Below are 20,815 nucleotides of genomic sequence, written 5' to 3' on the forward strand. Positions count from 1 at the left end.
GGACACCCGTCGCCCCCGTGGCCGGTCCCGGGTGGCGCGCTACCGGGCCGGGCGACGCGCGAACACGATCGCGCCGGGTGACTTCGTGTCCGGGTCGAGCGCCAACTGGGCTTCGATCGCGAACCCGGCGTCGCGCAGCAGGTCGGCGACCCGGTCGGGCCGGCGGCGGTGGACGTGGAGCTTCATCGGGTGGCCGCCGTAGCCCTCGGTCTTGAGGGTCGTCCCGTCGCCGACGTGGAAGCCCACCAGCAGCGGCCCACCGGGGCGCACCACCCGCCGGAAGTGCGCGAGCACGGTCGGCAGGAGGTCGTCCGGGATGTGGATCAACGACCAGAAGGCGAGCAGGCCGGCCACCGAGTCGTCGGCGAGGTCGAGCTCGGTCATCGTGCCGACCTCGAAGCGGAGGTGCGGGTGCTCGCGCCGGGCGAGGTCGATCATCGCGGGCGACAGGTCGATCCCGAAGGCGTCCACGCCCAGCCCGGCCAGGTGGGCGGTCACGTTCCCGGGACCGCAGCCCACGTCGGCGACCGGACCGCCGCCCGTGGCCCGGACCAGGTCGGCGAACAACGCCAGGGACCCCAGCAGGTAGGCGTGGTCGGCGAGGGCGTGCCGCACGAACTCGGCGTAGCTGTCCGCCACGGTGTCGTACGAGGTCCGGGTGTCCGCGAGCCAGGTCTCCGAGTGCATGGCCGGTGATCGTAGGGCGGTGACCGGCAGGGCTCGTCCCCGCCGTCCGGGGCAAGAGGACCACCGTTCCCGGGCGACGGCGGTCAGGTGGCCGTCCGCCCGACCTGCCGCAGCCGGGCGCGCCCGGCCTCGTCGTCCGGGGTGATGCGGTCCACGAGGCACGCCCGGTGGACGATCACGGTGTGGCTGCCCGGCCCGTCGTGGCTGCGGACGTCCAGCACGAGACCGTCCCCGCCGGCGCTCAGCGTCGTCGGCTCCGCGCAGAAGTCGCACGGCCGCCGGAAGGACTCGGTGTCGGCGCGGCGGGGGCTGAGCCGGACCCACGCGGGCGGGGTCAGCCGCGCGACCCGGTCCACCACGGCGTCCACCACCGCGCCGACCTCCGCGCCGACCTCCGGGGGACCGTCCGCGCCGGACCACCCGGCGAGGTGGATCGACGCGTTGAGCTCCTCGTGGCCGACGATCCGGACGAGTGCGCCCCACGACCGGGGTTCGAGCACCCTGGCGCGGACCGGCCGACCGGGCAGCAGGGCCAGGCTCCCGGTCTCGAACCGCTCGTCGGGAGCCCACGGCGGCTCGTCGGGTGCCACCCCCTCGGGGTCGGGGTGCAGCAGCAGCCACGGGCCGGCACCCCGCGCGCCGAGGCTGTCCTCGGGGTTGAGGACGCGGCAGCGCCGCAGGGACAGGCACCCGCAGCCGATGCACCCGGTCAGGTCGCGTTCGAGCTGCTCGACCTCCCGCCGCCGGCTGTCGAGGTGGTCGCGCCAGCGCCGCGCGATGCGCGTCCAGTCGGTCTTGCCCGGCATCCGGTCCTCGGGCAGGCCCGCGAACACCCGGACCACCTCGGCGAGCGGGATGCCGAGCCGCTTCGCGAACAGCACGAGGGACAGCCGGCGCAGCATGTGCCGGGGGTAGCGGCGCTGGTTGCCCGAGGTGCGGGTCGACGAGATCAGGCCCTGGTCCTCGTAGAAGCGGACCGCCGAGGTCGCGACGCCCGCGCGCCGGGCGAGTTCGCCGACGGTCAGCAGGTCGGTGGGGGCCTGGGTCACGGGTGCGCTCGCTTGACTTCAACAGAACTTGAAGTTCTAGCGTAGCGCGCCGTGACCCGACTCTCCCCGAACGGCCCCGCCACCACGCCGGACCCGGACCCCTCGGCCGGCGAGGGCACCGGGAGCTGGTCCGACCTGCTCTCCGGCCGTCACGCGGCGACGGTGCTCGTCCTCGCCGGTGGTGTCGCGCTCTACGCGATGAACCTCTACTTCACGGCCGCGCTCATGCCGTCGATCGTCGCCGACATCGGCGGCGAGCAGTACTACGCGTGGGTCTCCACCGGCTTCCTGATGGCCGCCGTCATCGCGTCCATGCTGGTCAGCCGGGTGCTCGGGAGCTGGGGCGGGTCGGCCGCCTACCTCGTCGGGTTCCTGGTCTTCGCGGTCGGCGCGGTGGTCAACGCGCTGAGCCCCACGATGGAGGTGCTCATCGCGGGCCGGGTCGTGCAGGGCCTCGGCGGCGGTCTCCTCGCGGGTCTGGGCTACGCGGTCATCCGGACCGCCCTGCCCGCCCGGCTGTGGGGGCGCGCGGCCGGGCTGGTCTCCGCGATGTGGGGCTTCGGCACGCTGGTCGGCCCCGCCCTGGGCGGCCTGTTCGCCGAGTGGGACGCCTGGCCGTGGGCCTACGGGCTGCTGGTCGTCGTCGCGCTCGTGCTGGCCGCGCTCACCCGCCGCGCGCTGCCGCGCGGGGCCGGGCCCGCCGACCGCACGCCCGTCCCGGTGCGGTCGCTGGTCCTGCTGACCCTCGCCGCGAGCGCGTTCAGCGTGAGCTCCACCGTCCCGCCGGGCGGGCCGACCGCCCTCGCGCTGGGTGCGGGCGTCGTGCTGCTCGTGGTGTTCCTGCTGGTCGAGGCGAAGGGGCCGGCGAGCGTGCTGCCCCGGCTGACCTACCGGCGCGGCTCGTCGCTGAAGTGGGTGTACCTCACCGTCGCGGCGCTGTGCGCGGGTGTGATGGCGGAGAACTTCATCCCGTTGTTCGGGCAGGAGCTCGGCGGCCTGTCGCCGTTCGCGGCGGGTCTGCTGGGCGCGGCGGTGTCGGTCGGGTGGGTCGTCGCCCAGCTCGTCAGCGTGAACCTCGCCGGGCGCACCGCCCGCCGGGCGATCCGGGTCGCCCCGCTGCTGCTGACCGGCGGCCTGGTCGGGTACGGGTTGCTCCTCACCGACCACGCTTCGGGACTGGTCGTGGTCGGCTGGGCGGTCCTGCTGGTCATCGCCGGAACGGGCATCGGCCTCGCGTTCCCGCACCTCAGCGTCGCCGCGATGAGCAGCACGGACGACCCGGCGGAAGGCGCGAAGGCCGCCGCCGCGCTCAACACCACCCAGTTGATCGCCTTCGCGGTCACCTCGGCCATCGCGGGCACCCTGCTCAACGTCGGCGGGTCGACCCTGGTCGAGGCCGCGCGCCTGATGACCTTCGGGCTCGCCGTGCTGACCGCCCTGGGCGTGGCGACCTCGGCGTTCGCCGGTCGGGAGTAACCGCGCCCACCCGCCGCGCCGCCCGGTTGGGTGGCGCGGCGAAAACGTGAGAGTGTGGAGGCACACGGCCCGACTCCGGGTTGTTCGCCCACGGTTTCGCAGAATCCGGCCCGCGTCATCCCCGGGCCCGGCAGTGGACGCCACTCCGTCGTTCCCGGTGCTCCTGGCACTGCACGGTCCACGCTGCGCTCCGCTCACCCGTCGCACCGACGGGTCCCGGCGGACTCACCTCACGGGGGAACCCCATCAGCCTTCCCACGCTCCTGTCGCCGTCGGTCAGCCCGCCGAAAACGCTCGCCGACGTGTACGGCCCCGGTGTCGCCGTCGCCGCACGGCCCGCGCTGGAGGCCGGGGTCCCGGACAGCAGGCACCGCACCACCCGCGACTCGCTGTCCGCGCGCCCGATCTCCGTCGCGGCGGACACGACGCTGATCTGTAGCACGGGCGGCACGGACCCGGTCCTGCTGGAGCAGTTGCGCGAAGGCGGCCTGCCGGTCGGCACGGACCTGCGCGAGTTCGGCAGCGAGGCCGAATTCGCGCTGCGCGTGGCCGAGGTGATGAGCGACGGCCAGGTGATCGCGCTGGAGTACCCGCAGCCGACCTCGATGTGCCCGGACGAGCGCGCGGTCAAGACCGCCCAGCTCGTCGGCTACCTGAACAACAAGGCGAGCATCACCACGCTGGTCGACCCGCGCTTCCAGGCCCGGCGCAGCGTCGTGCCGCGCGGCGACCTGGTCGAGGCGACCCCGTGGGAGAAGTCCTGGGTGCTCAAGGCGGCCACCAACGACTCGCACGGCGGAAGCCTCGACGTGTACCTGCACGAGGCGGGCGAGCCGATCGCGCTGCCGGCGTTCACCGACGTGCTCGGCGAGTTCGTGGTCGAGGAGTACCTGCACATCCTGCGGAACTGGGGCATCCAGCTCTACGTCGGCGCGGACGCGGTGGCCCGCCTGCTCGCGGTCACCGAACAGCGGGTGGACGACACCGGGGTCTACGTCGGCGGCCGGTTCGGCCTGGTCACCCCGCCGCCGCCGGAGCTGCTGGCCGAGTGCGTGGCCACCACCCAGCGCGCGGCCGACGTCGGGTACCGGGGCCTGTGCAGTCTGGACTGCGCGCAGACCCGGGACGGCCAACTGGTCATGCTGGACCTGAACTTCCGGATCACCAGCGGGTCGATCCCGTTGCTGGCGCTGGAATCCATCCGCCCCGACGCGCTCGACGGGCACGCCGAGTCGCTGAAGCTGACCGTCGCCGCGCCGATGGCCGACCTGCTGGCCGAGCTGCGCCCGGCGCTGGCGGCGGGCGGGCTGCTGATCACCTCCGGGCACGACACCACCCGCACCGACAGCCCGGTCCGGCAGAGCACCCTGCAACTGCTGGTGTTCGGCGACGAGCCGGACGACGTGACCGCGCGCCGGACCGCGCTGGAGGCGAAGGCCGGTCACTGACCGGGCCGACGTGCGCCGCCGGGCGGGCCGGGCCCACCCCGCGGCGTCGCGGATCAGCCGGTGCGCACCACGTCCTGCCGGTACGAGCCGCACAGGTAGAACGGCAGCGGCGGCTTCTTGCCCCACCTCAGGTTGCACGTCCGCCACTGGAGCGGGTACTCGGTCGCGCCCAGGGGTGCGATGGACACCGAGATCGTGTCGCGGCACTCGCCCTTGATGCTCCCGCTCCGCGTGCCCCAGCGGTACTCGACGTACCAGGCGGCCGTGCAGTTCGACACGGTGATCACGTAGGAGTTCGGGCCGTGCTCGGGAGCCGTGTCGCCGGGGTGGTACTGGATCTCGACCGACGGCTGTGCCGTGTCGGACGGGGCCGGTACGGGTGGGGCGGCGACGGCGGCGGCCGGGGCGGCGAGCAGGGCCGCGAGGCCGGCGGACACCGCGACGGTCGATCGGCTGGATAACACCAGGAATCTCCTCCGGGAGGGTCGGATTGCCGACTCCCGAGTGCCCGATCCGCGCGCCGACCACACCCGTGCGGGCCCGGGGCATCCCAACGGCCCACCGGGTGCCGACGTCCGAGGCAGCCGGGCCGCGCGCCCGGCCGAACCGGGGTGGCCGCGCGCGGCGGCGCTGTGATCGCCGGCGGCGGGCCGCAGCGCAGGAGCAGACGCACCGACCTGCACGGTCCGGGGGACGTTGGTTCGAGTGCACCCCGGGCGCGTTCACCCGGTGATCCCCGCACCGGAGCCGGAGCCGGACGGTCGGTGGTCGGTGCGCGACGGGCGGGGGTGCGGCGTCGCCGCCAGGCCGGTGAGCACGGCCCGGACGAGCCGCGCCGCCTCGCGGTCGACGGCGTTGGGGCCGTTCAGCCGGATGTGCCCGTCGCGGAGCAGGGTGGCCAGTCCGTGCACCGCCGCCCAGACCGCGACCTCGGCTCCGGGCCGGGCCGCCGCCGACAGGCCGCCGGCCGTGACGAGCCGGTCCAGTTCGGCCGACAGCACGTCGCGGGGGTGCGGGGTTCCCGGTTCGTCGTGGTGCGGGCCGAACGCGAGGCTCGCGACGGCGGGGTCCGCCACGGCCCAGCGCACGTAGCCGCGACCGACGGCGACCAGGCGTTGCCGCGGGTCCGCATGCCGGGCGCGCGCGGCGGCCTGCCGCAGGTGTTCGGCGAGACGGGCGAGCACCCGGCCGGAGAGGGTGCGGACCAGGGCGTCGCGCGAGGCGAAGTGGTGGTACGCGGCACTCGGGCCGACCCCGACCCTGGACGAGACCTCGCGCAGCGACCAACCGTCGGCACCGCGTTCGCGCACGAGGGATTCCGCCGCGTCGAGCAGCGCGCCGGCCAAGTCGCCGTGGTGGTAGGGCCGTTCGCTCATGGTCCGGATCTTAACGGTGTTCAGATGTCGGGCTGTTCCGCCGGCGTTCCCGGCCCGCGTGCGTGGCCGCGCGAGCCCGGGAACGACCGCCCCGCACGGTGAATCCACCGTCCACAGTGGTCCGGACGGTAATCGGGAGGTGCGTCCGGCGGGGTTGTGCTACTTTCGGTGCGAAGGTGTCCTGAGATCAGGAGATGTGACGTGGCAGGCGTGGCAGGTGACGACGACATCTCCGGGTGAGCCCCGGAGGTGCTGATCCACGGGCGGGTGCGCGGACGCGTACCGCCGCCGTGGTGATGTCGTCGTACCCCCCCACATCCACCAGCGGTGTCGCCGTCGTGCGCCCGTTCGTCACCCCCGAGGGCTGTTCCGTGTCCGACGCTTTCATCATCTGCTCGTCCCTGTCGTTCTCCTGGCCGGACGACACCCCCGTGTTCCAGGACCTCTCCTTCACCGTGCCCGGCGGGCGCACCGGGCTGGTCGCGCCGAACGGCGCGGGGAAGAGCACCCTGCTCAAGCTGATCGCCGGCGAGCTGCGGCCCGGCGCGGGCAGCGTCTCCGTGCAGGGGGTGCCGGCCCACCTCCCGCAGACCTTGCCGCTGACCGGCGACCTGACCGTGGCCGAGGTGCTGGGCGTCGCCCCGGTGCTGGCGGCGATCGCGGCCGTCGAGTCCGGCGACGCCGCCGAGGAGCACTTCACCACCATCGGCGCGGACTGGGACGTCGAGGAGCGGACCCGTGCCCAGCTCGACCGGCTCGGGCTCGGCGAGCTCGACCTCACCCGCCGGTTGGACACCCTCAGCGGCGGGCAGGTCGTGTCCCTCGGGCTGGCCGCGCAACTGCTCAAGCGGCCCGACGTGCTGCTGCTCGACGAGCCGACCAACAACCTCGACCTGACGGCCCGCCGCCGGCTCCACGACGTGCTGCAAGACTGGTCCGGCTGCCTGCTGCTGGTCAGCCACGACCGCGAGCTGCTGGACCGGATGGACCGCATCGCCGAGCTCGACCGAGGCGGAATCCGCTTCCACGGCGGGAACTTCACCGCCTACGAGGCGGCGGTGCAGGCCGAGCGCGAACTCGCCGACCACACCGTGCGCGCCGCCGAACGGGAGGTCAAGCGCGAGAAGCGGGAGAGGCAGCAGGCCCGCGAACGCGCGCAGCGGCGGGCCGGCAACGCCGCCCGCAACCTCGCCGACGCCGGGCTGCCGCGAATCGTCGCGGGCACCTTGAAGCGCAACGCCCAGGAGTCGGCGGGCAAGGCGAACGACGTGCACACCGCGCGCCTCACCGCCGCCAAGGCCCGGCTGGACGAGGCCGAGGGCAACGTGCGCGAGGACCGGAAGCTGTCCCTGGACCTGCCCGGCACGGCGGTGCCCGCCGGGCGCACCCTGTTCCTGGGGGAGGGCCTGCGGGTCCGGCGCGGTGACCGCGAGCTCTGCGCCGGGGTGGACCTGGCGATCCGGGGTCCGGAGCGGATCGCGTTGACCGGTCCGAACGGCTCGGGCAAGTCCACGCTGCTCCGGGTGGTCAACGGCGACCTGGAGCCCGACGAGGGCCGCGTCACCCGGCACCCGGGCCGGGTGGCGTACCTGTCGCAGCGGCTGGACCTGCTCGACCTCGACCGGAGCGTGGCGGACAACCTGGCCGCGTACGCGCCCGCGCTGCCACCGTCGCAGCGGATGAACCTGCTGGCCCGGTTCCTGTTCCGGGGCGCACGCGGCGCGCTGCCGGTGGGCGTGCTCTCCGGCGGGGAGCGGTTGCGCGCGACGCTGGCGTGCGTCCTGTTCGCCGAGCCCGCGCCGCAACTCCTGCTGCTCGACGAGCCGACCAACAACCTCGACCTGGTCAGCGTGGGCCAGCTCGCGAGCGCGCTGGACGCGTACCGGGGTGCGTTCGTGGTGGTCAGCCACGACGAGCGGTTCCTGACCGAGATCGGCGTCGGCCGCCGGTTGCGGCTGGTGGACGGGCGACTGCTCGACACCACCGCGTCCTGACCGACTCGACCACCCCGGGGTTCCGCCCTGTCCCGACCTGCCCTGTCCCGACCTGCCCGGTGTCGTCGTGGTCACCCACGACCGGGCGGGTGTGCGGTGTGGCGGTCAGCAGGCGTTCTTCAGGGACAGCACCCGCCGCGCCGCCTCGTCCACGCGCGTCGCCGGCAGGGTGCCGGTCGCCACCGCCGCCTCCAGGTGGTCGAGCACCTCGCCGGTCCGGCCGCCGGTGGACCACAGGGCGATGTCCGCGCCGGCGGCCAATGCCTGGCGCACCGCCTCGGGCAGGTCGACCCGGTCGGTGACGGCGCGCATCGCGCCCAGGTCGTCGGTCATCGCGGGCCCGGTGAAGCCGAACTCGCCGCGCAGCAGCGCGTACGCCTCGGGGCTCAGCGTCGCGGGCAGGCCGTTGGTGAGCCCCGGCACGTCGATGTGCCCGAGCATCACCACGACCCGGCCGTAGCGGTCGATGTCCCGGTAGGGCACGAGATCGGTCCGCCGCAACACCTCCAGCGGCGGCGAGGTCACCGCGCCGCGGTGCGAGTCGCCGCTGGTGTTGCCGTGGCCGGGGAAGTGCTTGAGCACGGGGGTCGTGCCCACCTCGTGCAGGCCCTCGGCGAAGGCCAGGGCGTACTGGGCGGCCACGGCGGGGTCGGCGCTGAACGAGCGGTCGCCGATCACCGTCGAGTCGGCCTGGCCGCTGGTGTCGACCACCGGCGCGAGGTCCATGCTCACGCCCCGGTTCTTCAGCGCGGTCGCGCGGTCGCGGGCCAGCACGCGCACCTGGTCGGGCGACATCGCCGCGGCCATCTCGCGCGCGCTCGGGATGGAGCCGTCGAGCACGTCCACCCGCTGCACCCGGCCGCCTTCGTCGTCCACGGCCACCTGCAACGGCACCGTCGCCGCGCCGCGCACCGCGTCCAGCCCGCCGGAGAGCAGACCGGTGTCGTCACCGCCGATGAAGATCCCGCCGACCTGCTCGCCCCGCACCAGCGCCAGCGCGTCGGCGGTGCCGCGCGGGTCCACGCCGACCATCAGCAACTGGGCCAGCCGGTGCCGCGCGGACAGCGACGCGACCTTGGCCACACAGGGGTCGGGCGGTGGCGGGGGCGGTGCCGCGCTGGTCGTCGTGGTCACCGGAGCGGTGGGGGACAGGGCCGGCGCGGCGACGGGGTGGCCGCCGACCTCCCGGCCCGGGTCGTGCAGCACGGCCGCGAGCAGCGCGCCCAGGGCCGTGCACACCAGCAGTGTCCTCGTCCCCGTCTTCGGGCCGCCGCGACGCCCGATCGGCAGCTCGTTCCGCACCCGGACAAACCTACGGCAAGTCCGTCGGGGCCACCGCTCGGCCGTGGTGGGGCGGGTGCCGCCGGCGGTACGGTCGGTGACGCCATGGATCTCCTCGGTCGTGACGACCTGCGGGTCGCCGTGCGGGCCGCGCTCGCACGCGGTCGCGTGCTGCTGCACGGACCGGCCGGGATCGGCAAGACCGCGCTGGCGACCGCCGTGTCGGCGGACGGCCCGGTGGTGCGCAGCAGCCCGGCGGAGGCCGACCGGCGGGTGCCGTTCCTGGTGCTGGCCGACCTGCTCGCCGACGTCCGGGTCGACCTGCCGGTGCCGCAGCGCGACGCGCTGGACCGCGCGCTGCGCCGCCGGGACGGGGAACCGGACCCGCTCGCGCTGCGGCAGGCCGTGCTGGCGGTGTTCCGGGCGCTGGACGCGCTGGTGGTGGTCGACAACGCGCAGTGGGTGGACGACGCGACGGCGGACGTGCTCGCGTACGCGCTGGCCAGGACCGGGCCCCGGGTGCTCGTCGCGGCGCGGGAGCCGGTGGCCTGGTGGTGCGGCGAGACGGTCGAGGTGCCGCCGCTGTCCGTCGCGGCGACGGCCGAGCTGATGGCCCGGCACGGCCGGGTCGACGTCCGGCTCACCGGCGGGAACCCGGGGTACGCCGTGGAGCTGGCCCGGTCGGCCGGCGGAATCCCGGCGCGGCTGCGGCAGGCCGTCCGGGACCTGCTCGACGCGCAGCCCGCCGACACCCGCGCGACCCTGCTGGTGGCCGCCCTGCTGGACCGGCCGAGCCTGCGCCTGATCGCCCACTGCGGGTGCGAGCGGGCCGCCGCGCAGCTCCGGGACTGCCCGCTGGTCCGGGTGGGGCCCGACGGCGGGGTGCGCTTCCGCGAACCGCTGGTCGCCGCCGCCCTCCCGCTGGTCATGCCCCCGGAGGAGGTCCGCGCGGCGCACGCCCGGCTGGCCGCGCTGGCGGCGGACCCGGTGCAGCGCGCGCGGCACCGGGCGCACGCGGTGACCGGCTTCGACGAACCCACCGCGGTGGCGCTGCTCAAGGCCGCGAACGCCGTTCGCCGGCGCGGGGCCCTGGGCCGGGCGGCCGAGCTGGGCGAGCTCGCCGCCGAGCGCACCCCGCCGACCACGCCGGGCCGGCTGGCCGCCCGCCGGTTGCGGGCGGCGGGCGACGCGCTGGGCGCGGGCCGGCACGAGTTGGCGACGGCGCTGGCCCGCGCGGTGCTGGACTCGCCCGGGGTGCCCCGGCCCCACCGGGTCCGCGCGCAACTGGTGCTGGTCGACGCGGTGGGCTACGCCCGCACGGCGGCCGGCGGCATCGTGGGGGAGGCGCTGACCGGTGCGAAGGGCGATGCCGCGCTGGAAGCGCCCGCCGAGCACCGGTTCGCAGTGCACTCGGTGCTGGGCGGCGACCTGCGCGGGGCGGTCCGGCACCTGGCCGACGCCGTGCTGCTGGCCAGGACCGCCAAGGACGTGCACACCGAGGTCATGTCGCTGTGCTCGCTCGCGCTGTGCCAACTGGCGCTCGGCGACGCCACCGCACCCGCGACGCTCGACCTGGCCCGGCTGGTCGTGCCCGACTGGATGGTGGCCACCCACGACGGCACGCTGTGGGTGGCGGCCCGCCTGGACCTGTTCGCCGACCGGTTGCCGGCCGCGTCGGAGCACCTCACGGTGCTGCTCGACCACGCCGGCGAGCGCGGGGTGCTGTCCGAGGTGATCGGCATGACGTGGGCCGCGATCGAGGTGTGGGTGGCGATGGGGCGGTGCGGCAGCGCGCTGCGCCGGGCAGGCGACTGCCTGCGCCTGGCCGAGGACATGGGCTACGACCTCGCGCTGGCCTGCTACGGCGCGGCGCTGGCCGAGGCGTGGGGCGGCGACCCCGTCGCGGCGGACGCCCTGGCCCGGCGGGGAGCCGCCCGCGCCGAGGCCGACGGCGACCTGTCCTCGCTGGTGCGCAACCTGCACGCCCAGGGGTTGGCGGCGCTGGGGGCGGGCGACCCGGAGGCGGCGGTCGGGCCGTTGCGCCGCGCGGTGGCGCTCGAACTGGACATGGGCTTCGCCGACCCGGCGGTGTTCGCGATCCGCCCGGACCTGGCCGAAGCCCTGATCGCGGTCGGCCGGCTGGAGGAGGCCGCCGGCGTCGTCGGCCGGGCGCGGGCCGGCGCGGTGCGGCTCGGCCGGCGCGGCGTGGTCGCGTCGCTGGACCGGTCCGACGGCCTGCTCCGGTTGGCGCTCAAGGACTACGACGCGGCCGAGCGGTCGCTGGGCGCGGCGGTCGAGGCGCACCGGGAGCTGCGGCAACCGCTGCAACTGGGTCGGAGCCTGCTGGCGTTCGGCATCGCGGAACGCCGTCGCAAGCGCCGGGGGTCCGCGCGCAGGCTGCTGGAGCAGGCCCGCGAGGTGTTCACCGAGAGCGGCGCGCCGAGGTGGGCCGGCCGGGCGGCGGTGCTGCTCGGCGACACCCCGGACGGCACCGCGCTGGCCGGGTTCGAGGCCCGGATCGCCCGGCAGGTCGTCGAGGGTGCCAGCAACCCGGAGGTGGCCGGTCGGCTGGACATCAGCGTCAAGACGGTCGAAGGCGCGTTGACCCGGATATACCGCAAGCTCGACGTGCGCAACCGCACCCAGCTGGCCGCCCGGTTGCGCGGGGAGCGGGAATTCCCCGTTTCCGACCGGGGAACGGGGCGTTCATCCTGACTCTCGCTTGTCCCCCCTGCCTAGTGGACGAGGAGATTCGCATGCGTCCCTTCATCCTTGCCTGCGCCCTGTTGTGCGCGGTGACCGCCGTTCCGGCGAACGCCGCGCCGGGCGGCGAGGTCTCACCCCTGATCATCGGCGGCACGCTGGTGTCGTCGGCCCCCTGGTCGGCGGCGGTCTACCGCAACGGCTCGTTCACGTGCTCCGGCACGATCATCTCGGCCCAGTGGGTGCTCACCGCGAAGCACTGCGTCGGCACGGGCCTGACGGTCCGGGTCGGCAACGTCCAGCGGGCCCAGGGCACGCCGAGCTCGGTGACCCGCTACGTCAGCCACACGCGGGCCGACCAGTCGCTGCTCCAGCTCGCCACGCCCATCCAGACCAGCCAGTACGCCACGCTGGCGGACGCCAACCCGCCCGCCGGCAGCACCAACCAGATCTACGGGTGGGGCTACACCAGCCGCAACGGCCCGGTGTCGCCGCAGCTCAAGACCGCCAACGTGCGGCAGAACTCGGTCTGCACCGACTACTACGGCGGTCAGGCCCTGTGCAGCAGCCGGATCAACGGCAACGCGTGGTCCGGCGACTCGGGCGGCCCGCAGATGTACAACGGCCTCCAGGTCGGCGTCGCCTCGACGGCGGACGGCAGCTCGACGCAGCAGTACAGCAGCGTGCCCGCCGTGCGCGCCTGGATCCGCTCCACCTCGGGCGTCTGACCGACGTCCTCGACGGGGCCCGCGCCGGAGCCGGCGCGGGCCCCCGCGCGGTCAGCGCCCCGCCGGCGCGGTGTCGGTGACGGTGCCGGTGACCACCAGCTCACGGCCGTCCGGCTCGTGGGGTGTGAACCGCAGCCGGGTCCGCTCCCTGGGTTCGACGTCGGTGTCGGCGGTGGTCGGGACGGTGACCTCGGCGGTGACCTCGCCCGGCGGGAAGTAGAGCAGCACGCGCACCCCGGTCGTGGACAGCGGCCGGGACGGCAGCGGGTCGTCCCGGCCGGATTGCCGGCGGAACCACTCCGCGTCCACGTCGGTGCTGGACAGCTCCGGCCCGTCGGTCGGCGCGGTCGGCGCGCCCTGCCACAGGATGCCCGCGTCGGCGGGCGCGGACAGGGTCACCCGCCAGGTCAGCGCGCCGCCCTCGGTGACCGCGTCGGCGACCGGGACGGCGGTGAGCGCGGGCTCCGGGTCGTCCTCCTGCACGACCAGACCGCCCGCGTAGCGGCCGGCGACCGTGCCCCGCACGGCTTTCACCAGCAGCGCCCGCCGGACGGGCGGACCCCACCGGGTGTTGCCGGTGACCGGCATCGGGACCTCGACGAGGTGCTGACCGGCCTCGACGGTCACCAATCGCTGGGCGAACGCCTGCCCGCCCTCGTCGGCGACGAACAGCCGCACCGCGCCGGGGCCGTCGCCGGTGACGGTGACCGGCACCCGGAAGGTGCGGGTGCCGGCGTCGCCCTCCCGCACCGCCACCGACCCGACGTCCACCCGGGGCGGCGCGGTCGGGCCGGGGTCGGGCAGCCCGGGGTTCCAGCCGTGCGCGTCCACCAGCCACGCCTGACCGGTGTCGCTGCGCGGCACGAGTTCCAGCGCGGCGATCCGGTGCGGGTCGACGCCGGTCGCCGGCAGCGGCACGCGGACCTCCTGCGCCCACCGGGCGGACACCCGGCCCGACGCGGGCAGCCCGTCCAGCGACACCCGTCCCAGGTCCGCGCGGCGGCCGGCGGTGTCGGTGACGGCCACGTCGAAGCGGGTGCCGGTGGTGTTCGGCGGGACGACCAGCCGCACCGCGAGCTCCCGCGCGCCGGCGAGCGAGACCTCCCGGCCCGGTCGCACCACGGCGGCCTGGCCGGCGGCGGTCCACGCCAGCGCCACGGCGAACCGGCCGGCCTCCGGCTCGATCCCGGCGAACCGGGCGAAGTGCGGCGAGCCCGGCCGCGCGGCCGGGTCCAGGCACGCGGCGGTCACGTCCTTCGTGACCTGCTCGCAGACCCGCGCGGCACCGGTGGCGGTGGTGGCCTCGTCGGGCACGACGAACGGGGACCGCGCGCCGCCGACGGCGTGGCCGAGCACGCGCGCCGGGTCGGCGGACGGGGCGCGCGCGCCGGAACCGTCGAGCAGCGGCAGCACGCGCTGGTCGCCCGCGACGAACAGCCGCGCCGCCGCCGCGATGTAGGTCGCGCCCGCCGTCTGCTGCTGGGCCGCGGTCAGCCGGGTGGGGGTGCCCGGCGAGCACACCGCGTCGTCGGGCTGGGTGCCGACGTCGTCGTGGGCGGGGGCTTCCGCCTGTCCGGGCGTCCACTCGGTGTTGAAGAAGTTGTGGTTCGCGCCGATGACGTACAGCGCGCTGTGCAGCGCGGTACCCCGGCCGAGACCGCGCGTCGCGTCCAGGTAGAGCTGGCCTTGCAGGTCGTTGACGTCGCCGTCGCAGCCGGGCAGCAGGGTCGCCGAGGGCACGTCCGGCGCGGGGTTGTGCCCGAAGATCGTCGGGCCGATCAGCAGGTTCCCCCTGATCGTCCAGCGCGCCGGCCCGTCGTGACCGCTGCCCGGCGGCGGCGGGGTGGTGCTGTCGGTGGCCGCGCGGTTGACGCCCTCGCCACCGCGCGAGTGCCCGACCAGGAGCACGTTCGCCAGGTCGGGCACGGGTGCCGCGCGGACGACCGGCGGTGCCGAACCGCGTCCCGCGCCCGCCCAGTCCGCCCACTTCGCCAGGTGCGTCCGGACCAGCGCCGACCGCGCGCCCGCGCCCGCCTCGGGGTCGGCGGTGTCCTGCGCGTTGATGCCGTTGGCCGACACGGACACGGTCACGTAGCCCTGCGAGGCGAGCAGCCGTTGCGCCTGGAGGTACCCCCGGTGGCCGGGCACCGGGAGGGCACCCGCCGGGCACGGCCAGGTCAGCAGGATTCCGTCCGGCACGGCGGGGTCGTAGCAGGTGAAGTGCCTGCCGTGCAGGAACAGCGCGAGCGGGCGCGCGCCGGGCGACCCCTCCGGTGCCACGACCACCGCCCGCACCTCGATCGGCGTCGGGTACCCCGGGACGGTGATCGGGTCCAGGTCGTACTCGCCGGTGTGCGTCGGGAACGGGCCGGGCAGACCCGGGTCGACCGCGCCGGCGGGCCGGAGCGCGGGCACCACCGGCGACGCGGTGGTCGGCGGTGCCGGTTCGACGACGTCCAGCCGGCGGTCGGCGGCCTGGACCCGGAGTCCTCCGGTGCTCCGGACCCGTGCTCCGTCCAGGGTGAAGGAGCGCAGGTCGGCGGACGGTCGCGGGCGGCCGAGCAACCGGTCGCCGTCCCAGAACTCGACGGCCGCGCCACCGGGCGGGACGGGCTCGGGCGCGGTCCACACCAGCCGCCCGCCGGCGGACGTCCACCCCGGTTGCGGGGAGGTCGCCGGGGGCCCGGTGGCCCAGGTCGGTGTGGCCAGGCTCGTCGTGAGCAGCGCGGCAACCGTCAGCACGATCAGGCGCATGGTGCGATCCCCTCGAATCGGCCTGTGCAGGGGCATGTCTAGTGCCGCCGCGCACAACGCCACAAGAGGCGGAAGAAGGGTCTTGGTGCTGTTAAGATGCGCCGGCCGAATCGCTTGCGCCGCAACCCCATTCCAAAGTCCACAAAGGACTTTCCGGGGGCTGCGGGCGAGGTCGGCCCCTGGTTCAGCGCCGGCGTCGTCGCCGTGGCGGGCGTGGGCGCGGGCGATCTCCGTCCGCTCGCCGGTGGTGGACCGCGCCGAGCGGGCCTCGTGCACGCGGTCGACGACCACCGGCACGGTCTTGGCCGTCCTGGGGGTCGTCGCGGTGGTCACCGTCCGCGTTCGGACGGGAACGCGCTGCCGTTAACCTGTGGCGCGTGCGCCTCCCCGCCTTCCGACGGTCCGCTGCCCTGGTGCTCGCCACCTGCACCTTGTCGGCCGCCGTCGTCCTCGGTGCCCCGGCGGCCCGGACCCAGCCCGCGCCGTGCGACAACAGGCTGTCACCACCCCCGGCGGTCGACACCTCCGAACAGGTGCCGCCGGGCGGCACACCGCCCTCGGCGCTGCCCGTGCCCACCGAGCCGGTCGGCGGCGGCCGGCTCGGCGGGTGCGGCCTGGTGCTGCCCGCCGACGCGCCGAAGCTCCCGGACGGCCTCAACGCCGCCGGGTGGGTGCTGGCCGACCTGGACTCGGGCGCGGTGCTGGCGGGGCAGGACCCGCACGGCCGCCAGCGCCCCGCGTCGGTGATCAAGCTGCTGCTGGCGGTGGTCGTGGTGGCGGAACTCGCGCCGGACGCGAAGGTCGTGGCGACCGCCGAGGACCTCGCGCAGGAGTGCACGTGCGTCGGGCTGCGCGAAGGCGCGGAGTACACCGTCGACCAGTTGCTCCAGGTGCTGATGATGGTCTCCGGCAACGACGTCGCCCACGCCCTGGCGCGCAAGCTCGGCGGCGTGCCCGCCGCGCTCGCCCGGATGAACGCGCTGGCCGCCGGGATGGGCGCGCTGGACACCCGCGCGGCCTCGCCGTCCGGGCTGGACGCGCCCGGCATGAGCACGTCGGCCTACGACATGGCGCTGATCTTCCGGGCCGCGTCGCGGCAGCCCCGCATCGCGCGGGCGATGACCACGCCGACCGTCGACTTCCCGGCGGCCGACGGGAACGGCACCGTCGTGCTGGGCAGCGACAACCGCCTCCTGGGCACCTACGAGGGCGTGCTGGGCGGCAAGACCGGCTTCACCGACGACGCCCGCCACACGTTCGTCGGGGCGGCGCACCGGGGCTCGCGCCGGCTGGTCGTGGTGCTGCTGCGCGGCGAGCCGCAGCCGGTCCGGCTCGCCGACCAGGCCGCGCTGCTGCTGGACTACGGTTTCGCGCTGCCCGCGACGCCCCCGGTCGGCCGCCTGGTCGACGGCGCGCCGAGGGCCGCGAGCCCCACGCCCACCTCGTCGGCCCCCGGTCGGAACGCGGCGGCGGACGTGGCCGGACCGCAGGACCTCCACGACCCGGATGCGTTCGGCACCATCGGCCTGCCGATCACGATCGTGGCCGGCAGCGGCCTGGTGCTGGGCCTGGTGGTGTACCTGCGTAAGCGGCGGGCACGGGCGGTCCGGACCGCCGCCGCCGCCGACCCGGGCACCCCGGCGGGGTGAGTCCGGGTCACCCGACCGGGTCCGGCTCGGCGCGTGACCACGACGGGTGAACCGCGCCCGCTGCCGGTACCAGACCTGTCCAAGATCTCCTCCAGGGCCTGCCGGCACCGTTCGACCGACCGCCGCGCTCGGCGGGACGGGGGAGGGGACCGTGGAGGGGATCGATCCGGTCGACGCCCGGGGCGGCGCGGAGTACGTGGCGCTGCTGCGGCGGCGCAGGGAGGTCGCCGGGCTGTCCTACCGGCAGCTCGCCCGCCGGGCCGGGGAGCTCGGCGACGCCCTGCCGCCGAGCACCACGGCCACGATGCTGTGCCGCACGACGCTGCCGACCGGCAAGCTGGTCGCCACCTTCGTGCGGGCCTGCGGCGGGGACGAGGACGAGATCACCGGGTGGCTGGCGGCGCGGACCCGGCTGCTGACCGCCGGCCCGGCCGACCCGGTGCCGGAGCCCCCGGCCGCGCCCGGCCCACCCCGGCAACTGCCCGCCCGGCCGGCCGTCCTGGTGGGGCGCGGGCGGGAGCTGGCCGCGCTCGACGCGGCGGCCGGGGCGGACTCGGCGCTGCTGGTCGTCACCGGGCCGCCCGGCGTCGGCAAGACCACCCTGGCGGTGGCGTGGGCGCACCGGGTCCGGACCCGGTTCCCCGGCGGCCAGCTCTACCTCGACCTCGACGGTGATCCGCACGCCGCGTCCGCGCCGGCCCACCTGCTGGTCGGGCTCGGCGTGCCCGCGACGGCGGTCCCGGGCGACGTGCGGCAGGCCGCCGCGCTGTTCCGGTCCGCGGTGGCCGACCGGCGGGTGCTGGTGGTGCTGGACAACGCCGTGTCGGCCGACCAGGTGCGGCTGCTGCGCCCGGCCGGGCCCGGCTCGTGCACGGTCGTCACCAGCCGTGACCGCCTCACCTCGGCGGCGGTGCACGACGGCGGCCAGGTGGTCGAGGTGCCGCCGCTGGACCGGGGCGACGCGATCCGGCTCGTGGCGCGGGCGGCGGGGGACCGGGTGGTGGCCGCCGAGCTCACGGCGGTGGCCGCGCTGGTCGAGCTGTGCGACGGGCTGCCGCTGGCGTTGCGGGTGGCGGTCACCGCGCTGGACCGGCGCGTGGAGTCCCCGGTGGCCGACCTCGTCGCCGAGATGCGCGGCAGCGGCCCGCTCGCCACGCTCGAAACGCGCAGCGACGTGAGCGTGGCGGCGTGCTTCCAGCGGTCCTACGACGGCCTGGACACCGTGGCGCGGCGGCTGTTCGGCCTGTTCGGCACGTCCGCACCGACCACGATCACCGCCCCGGTGGCCGCCGCCGCGCTGGACCTGGACCCGACCCGGGCCCGGACCTCGTTGCGGGACTTGGCCCTCGGCCACCTGGTCGTGCCGGTCGGCGCGGACGGCTACACGATGCCGGGACTGCTGCGCGAGTACTCCCGCAGCCGCGAACCCGTTGCGGCACCGGCGGAACCCGGCCCGGCGGACGACGCCGCCGCGTAGTCCGCCGGGCCGGTGCCGGCGCGCCGGCAAAGGAGTCGCGCGGCACAGGACGGTTGCGCGAGGATGCTCTCCCGGCGTCGGCGCACGCCGACCCGGACGCAGGGGAGGGCACCATGGGCACACCGCGAGAGCCGAGCGGCATCCGGCTGGTCGGCGACAGGCTGGTGCTCCGCGAGTTCACCGACGCGGACGAGCGGGCGGTGCACTCCTACGCCGGCGACCCGGTGGTCACCCGGTTCACCGGCTGGGGTCCCAACAGCGCCGACGACACCCGCGCGTTCCTGGCGGAGGCCACCGCGCAGGCCGCCGACCCCCACCGCGCGGAGTTCTCCCTGGCCGCGACGGTGGCCGGCACGGGCGAGCTCATCGGCACGGCGGCGATCGGCATCACCAGCGCCCACCACCGGCGCGGGGAGTTCGGCTACGCCTTCCACCGCGACTCCTGGTCGCGGGGCTACGCCACCGAGGCGAGCGCGCTGCTGCTGGAGTTCGGCTTCGAGCGGTTGCGGCTGCGGCGCGTCAGCGCGACCTGCCACCCGGACAACCACGCCTCGGCCCGCGTGCTGGAGAAGGCCGGGCTGCGGTTCGAGGGCAGGATGCGCGGCCACCTGCTCATCCGGGGGACCTGGCACGACTCCCTGCTGTACGCGGCTGTCGAAGGCGACCGCGCGGCTGTCGAAGGCGACCACGCGGCCGTCGGAGGCGACCACGCGGCCGTCGGAGGCGACCACGCGACCGGTTGACGGGGGAGCGGGCCCGGGTCACGCCACGACCGGGTTCCCGCACCCGCCGCAGAACGTCGAGCCCGCCGGCCACTCCCGCCCGCACGAACCGCACCGGACGTCCGGGCCGCCGGGCACGTCCTCGGCCGGCGACAGGGCGTCGAGCACCGACGACCCGTCCGGGCTCGCGCTGGACAGGGTCGACCCGACCGCGACCAGCAGGAGGTCCACGGCGGCCAGCCCGTCCTTCAGCCGCACGTTCCCGCCCTCGGCCGGGCCGACCACCTCGACCAGCCGCAGCAGCCGGGACAGCACCTCCGCGTTCTCCAGCCGGGTGGCCAGCGCCACGGCCCGGCCCCACGCCGCCGCGCCCGCCGCGTCGCCGCGCCGGTACGCCGCGTCGCCGTCCAGCACCGCCCGGCTCAGCTCGGCCTGCCCGGTGTAGTGCCCGATCCTCGGGTCGACCCGGCTGGAGAGCTCGACCTCGTCGGTGTAGTGCACGACCACCGCCTTCGGCTCGCCCGCCCTGGCGTGCCCGGCGTGCTCGGGCGACGTCGTCTCCAGGTCGACCCGGGCCACCCGGATGTCGGTGCCGCGCGGGCGGCCGGTCGCCTCGACGGTGAGCCGCAAGTGGTACTCCCGGCTCTCCACGCCCCAGGAACCGGTGGTGAACGCGGTGGTGCGCTCGTCCAGCGCGACCCCCGGCAGGTCGGCTTCGGCGGGGTGGGTCTGGCGCAGGAAGTCCAGCCGCGCCCCGGCGGCGGTGCGGACCAGGATGCGCAGGTCGGGCACGAACTTCGCCATCGCGGCGCGGGTCATGGCGGTGAAGTCCTCGGCCAGGTCGTCGGGTCGGCGGATCGCGTCGGCGGTGCCGTGGAGCGCCTCGGCGATCCGCAGCAGCTCGGTGGGCCGCCAGTCGGTGCCGATCCCCCTGGCGTCGCAGGTGAACTCCGAGCGGAACTCGGCCAGCACGCGGTCCAGCTCCCCCTCGTGCTCGCCGTTCTCCCCGTCGGTCAGCAGGATCACGTGCCGCACGGCGGTCGGGTGGTCGCGCAGCAGCCGTCCCGCAGCGGTCAGCCAGCGGCCGATGGCCGTGCCGCCGGACGCGGACAGGTTCTTGACCGCCGCCTTCGCCGCCTTCCGGGTCGCCGGGCCGGCCTCGGCCAGGCCGTGCGCCGGGTAGACCTGGCGGGCCTTCTCGGTGCCCGCGATCACGGCGAACAGCGCGCCGTCGCGCAGTGCGTCGATCGCGGCTTTGGTGCCCTGCCGGGCCGCGCCGATCTTGGTCACCGGGTAGGACATCGAGCCGGAGCAGTCGATCGCGATCACCTGCGCCACCCCCGGCAGCCCGCCGGCCGGCGCGGGCGTGCGGGACTTCACCACGAGCGCCGCGTGCACCGCGTCGTCTTCTGCGGACAGGTAGGGGTTCTGGCTGACGATCAGGTCGAACTCGGGTCGGTCCGGCATGGCG

15 protein-coding genes are annotated in these 20,815 nt (G+C 75.8%); 8 read left to right on the forward strand and 7 right to left on the reverse strand.

From position 1 onward, the window contains the following. Positions 1-39 precede the first annotated feature (39 nt). Both AB0G01_RS24675 and soxR read right to left on the reverse strand, forming a co-directional pair. Positions 40-687 (reverse strand): class I SAM-dependent methyltransferase, encoded by a 648-nt coding sequence (locus tag AB0G01_RS24675; protein ID WP_360949340.1) that lies wholly within the window; start codon positions 685-687, stop codon positions 40-42. Between the two features lie 83 nt (positions 688-770). After that, complete coding sequence (gene soxR / locus AB0G01_RS24680) at positions 771-1,736, reverse strand: redox-sensitive transcriptional activator SoxR (protein ID WP_360949342.1); 966 nt, start codon at positions 1,734-1,736, stop codon at positions 771-773. Positions 1,737-1,787: 51 nt separating this feature from the next. On the opposite strand from soxR, the gene AB0G01_RS24685 reads away from it, so the two are divergent. Next, complete coding sequence (locus tag AB0G01_RS24685; protein WP_360949344.1) at positions 1,788-3,212, forward strand: MFS transporter; 1,425 nt, start codon at positions 1,788-1,790, stop codon at positions 3,210-3,212. A 302-nt stretch (positions 3,213-3,514) separates the two neighbouring features. Beyond that, positions 3,515-4,660 (forward strand): hypothetical protein, encoded by a 1,146-nt coding sequence (locus AB0G01_RS24690; protein ID WP_360949346.1) that lies wholly within the window; start codon positions 3,515-3,517, stop codon positions 4,658-4,660. 53 nt (positions 4,661-4,713) lie between these two features. Here the strand turns inward: AB0G01_RS24690 and AB0G01_RS24695 are convergent, their stop codons facing one another. Both AB0G01_RS24695 and AB0G01_RS24700 read right to left on the reverse strand, forming a co-directional pair. Then, positions 4,714-5,124 (reverse strand): hypothetical protein, encoded by a 411-nt coding sequence (locus AB0G01_RS24695; protein ID WP_360949348.1) that lies wholly within the window; start codon positions 5,122-5,124, stop codon positions 4,714-4,716. A 258-nt stretch (positions 5,125-5,382) separates the two neighbouring features. Next, positions 5,383-6,036, reverse strand: a complete 654-nt coding sequence (locus tag AB0G01_RS24700; protein ID WP_360949350.1) for a TetR/AcrR family transcriptional regulator — start codon at positions 6,034-6,036, stop codon at positions 5,383-5,385. Between the two features lie 371 nt (positions 6,037-6,407). Here AB0G01_RS24700 and AB0G01_RS24705 point away from each other — a divergent pair, with 371 nt between their 5' ends. Beyond that, positions 6,408-8,030, forward strand: a complete 1,623-nt coding sequence (locus AB0G01_RS24705) for an ABC-F family ATP-binding cassette domain-containing protein (RefSeq protein WP_360949352.1) — start codon at positions 6,408-6,410, stop codon at positions 8,028-8,030. A 105-nt stretch (positions 8,031-8,135) separates the two neighbouring features. Here AB0G01_RS24705 and AB0G01_RS24710 read toward each other — a convergent pair whose 3' ends face one another. Beyond that, on the reverse strand, positions 8,136-9,332 hold the full coding sequence (locus tag AB0G01_RS24710; protein WP_360949354.1) for a glycoside hydrolase family 3 N-terminal domain-containing protein: 1,197 nt from the start codon (positions 9,330-9,332) through the stop codon (positions 8,136-8,138). 84 nt (positions 9,333-9,416) lie between these two features. Here AB0G01_RS24710 and AB0G01_RS24715 point away from each other — a divergent pair, with 84 nt between their 5' ends. Further along, positions 9,417-12,026: an AAA family ATPase gene (locus AB0G01_RS24715; protein ID WP_360949356.1), complete on the forward strand. Its 2,610-nt coding sequence runs from the start codon at positions 9,417-9,419 to the stop codon at positions 12,024-12,026. 41 nt (positions 12,027-12,067) lie between these two features. Next, positions 12,068-12,742, forward strand: a complete 675-nt coding sequence (locus tag AB0G01_RS24720) for a DUF1986 domain-containing protein (protein ID WP_360949358.1) — start codon at positions 12,068-12,070, stop codon at positions 12,740-12,742. Between the two features lie 51 nt (positions 12,743-12,793). On the opposite strand, the gene AB0G01_RS24725 is transcribed toward AB0G01_RS24720, so the two are convergent. Continuing rightward, the gene (locus AB0G01_RS24725; RefSeq protein WP_360949360.1) at positions 12,794-15,496 is read right to left on the reverse strand and encodes a hypothetical protein; all 2,703 of its coding nucleotides are present in this window, start codon (positions 15,494-15,496) and stop codon (positions 12,794-12,796) included. A gap of 377 nt (positions 15,497-15,873) precedes the next feature. Between AB0G01_RS24725 and AB0G01_RS24730 the strand changes: the two genes are divergently transcribed. The 3 genes from AB0G01_RS24730 (at position 15,874) to AB0G01_RS24740 (ending at position 19,365) form a co-directional block, all read left to right on the forward strand. Next, a complete protein-coding gene (locus AB0G01_RS24730; RefSeq protein WP_360949362.1) occupies positions 15,874-17,145 on the forward strand; it encodes a serine hydrolase in 1,272 nt (423 codons plus the stop codon). Between the two features lie 151 nt (positions 17,146-17,296). Further along, on the forward strand, positions 17,297-18,622 hold the full coding sequence (locus AB0G01_RS24735; RefSeq protein WP_360949364.1) for an NB-ARC domain-containing protein: 1,326 nt from the start codon (positions 17,297-17,299) through the stop codon (positions 18,620-18,622). Between the two features lie 113 nt (positions 18,623-18,735). Next, positions 18,736-19,365 (forward strand): GNAT family protein, encoded by a 630-nt coding sequence (locus AB0G01_RS24740; protein WP_360949366.1) that lies wholly within the window; start codon positions 18,736-18,738, stop codon positions 19,363-19,365. A gap of 18 nt (positions 19,366-19,383) precedes the next feature. Here the strand turns inward: AB0G01_RS24740 and AB0G01_RS24745 are convergent, their stop codons facing one another. After that, positions 19,384-20,811: a vWA domain-containing protein gene (locus tag AB0G01_RS24745; protein WP_360949368.1), complete on the reverse strand. Its 1,428-nt coding sequence runs from the start codon at positions 20,809-20,811 to the stop codon at positions 19,384-19,386. Between the last annotated feature and the right edge of the window lie 4 nt (positions 20,812-20,815).

The organism is Actinosynnema sp. NPDC023587 (assembly GCF_040640215.1).
GTDB lineage: Bacteria > Actinomycetota > Actinomycetes > Mycobacteriales > Pseudonocardiaceae > Actinosynnema.

Excerpts from the sequence above, each read along its gene's own strand:
- AB0G01_RS24675 (WP_360949340.1), bottom strand. The coding sequence starts at position 687 with ATGCACTCGGAGACCTGGCTCGCGGACACCCGGACCTCGTACGACACC.
- AB0G01_RS24700 (WP_360949350.1), bottom strand. The coding sequence starts at position 6,036 with ATGAGCGAACGGCCCTACCACCACGGCGACTTGGCCGGCGCGCTGCTC.
- AB0G01_RS24715 (WP_360949356.1), top strand. The coding sequence starts at position 9,417 with ATGGATCTCCTCGGTCGTGACGACCTGCGGGTCGCCGTGCGGGCCGCG.
- AB0G01_RS24720 (WP_360949358.1), top strand. The coding sequence starts at position 12,068 with ATGCGTCCCTTCATCCTTGCCTGCGCCCTGTTGTGCGCGGTGACCGCC.
- AB0G01_RS24725 (WP_360949360.1), bottom strand. The coding sequence starts at position 15,496 with ATGCGCCTGATCGTGCTGACGGTTGCCGCGCTGCTCACGACGAGCCTG.
- AB0G01_RS24740 (WP_360949366.1), top strand. The coding sequence starts at position 18,736 with ATGGGCACACCGCGAGAGCCGAGCGGCATCCGGCTGGTCGGCGACAGG.
- AB0G01_RS24745 (WP_360949368.1), bottom strand. The coding sequence starts at position 20,811 with ATGCCGGACCGACCCGAGTTCGACCTGATCGTCAGCCAGAACCCCTAC.